Annotated in this window: 3 protein-coding genes; 2 read left to right on the forward strand and 1 reads right to left on the reverse strand. The window is 35.2% G+C overall.

Going from position 1 to position 925, the window contains the following annotated elements; all coding sequences use genetic code 11:
- Positions 1-240 (reverse strand): ATP-binding cassette domain-containing protein (locus ACRCJ0_RS15825; protein WP_431391140.1); only part of this gene is annotated, 240 nt, incomplete at its 3' end.
- A gap of 143 nt (positions 241-383) precedes the next feature.
- On the opposite strand from ACRCJ0_RS15825, the gene ACRCJ0_RS15830 reads away from it, so the two are divergent.
- Together ACRCJ0_RS15830 and ACRCJ0_RS15835 are read left to right on the forward strand one after the other, a co-directional pair.
- The gene (locus ACRCJ0_RS15830) at positions 384-725 is read left to right on the forward strand and encodes a TetR/AcrR family transcriptional regulator (protein WP_431391141.1); all 342 of its coding nucleotides are present in this window, start codon (positions 384-386) and stop codon (positions 723-725) included.
- The gene (locus ACRCJ0_RS15835) at positions 709-846 is read left to right on the forward strand and encodes a hypothetical protein (RefSeq protein WP_431387602.1); all 138 of its coding nucleotides are present in this window, start codon (positions 709-711) and stop codon (positions 844-846) included. The genes ACRCJ0_RS15830 and ACRCJ0_RS15835 overlap by 17 nt, the downstream gene beginning before the upstream one ends.
- Positions 847-925: the final 79 nt, after the last annotated feature.

Consider the following 925-nt stretch of genomic DNA (forward strand, 5'->3'; position numbering starts at 1 on the left):
ATAAGCGTCCCAATCTAGGTCTTTGAAGTTTTTAGTTGACTGGCCGTTGATCACCATATCACCAGAGTCATACTGGTCTAAACCACCAATCACATTTAAAAGTGTCGTTTTCCCTGAACCTGAAGGCCCTAAGATAGCAACGAATTCTTGTTTTCTAAAAGCCAACGATACATCATTTAAGGCATGCGTAATCGTATCGCCCACTTCATACGTTTTCTTGAGATTTTTTAATTCAAGCATTTATATAAGACTCCTTTTATTTTTACTGCTTTAATAGCTTATAGTATATTCATTTTCATGGCTAGCACAAAATAGGACAAAGTGTCTTATTGTATAAAAGTTTGATAACATTGCAATAGCACAAGTATATTTTACCCTAAAAATTGGCAAAGGACAAACAAATGACTGTAAGCAATAAATCATTACAAACGCGTGAAAACATCAAATCATCCCTTCTAACATTAATGGAAGACCAACCCTTCACCACCATCACCATTCAAGATATTGTCAAAGAAGCTGGTCTAAACCGGTCATCCTTCTACCGTTATTTTGATGATAAATACGCCGTGGTAGAAGAAATCGAAAATGAAATTATCGAATATTTAGAAAACGAGGCCATTGGTCGAGTTGAAGAGTTGTTCGCTCAAACAAGTAAATACGAGGTGCTTTATCATATTTTGAACAAATTTTCCAACTGGTGTGAGACAAATGGAAATTCCCAGTAAATATGATGAATTAGCCAATGATTTGAAGACCTCTGCCGTCATCAATTTCTTGGCTAAATTTGAGGAGTACAATAAGAAATATACCATTGAAGAAATTGCCTACTTCTTTTCATTGATGTAGCAATTTAGCAACTATTCCATACTAAAAAACTGGACCTCTTAAAGCCGCATGTTCGGCTAAGAGATCCAGTTCTTTTATA

The sequence above is a fragment of the Aerococcus sp. L_32 genome (assembly GCF_050689315.1).

Bases quoted from the DNA above. Each gene is read 5' to 3' on its own strand.
- ACRCJ0_RS15835 (WP_431387602.1), top strand. From the start codon at position 709: ATGGAAATTCCCAGTAAATATGATGAATTAGCCAATGATTTGAAGACC.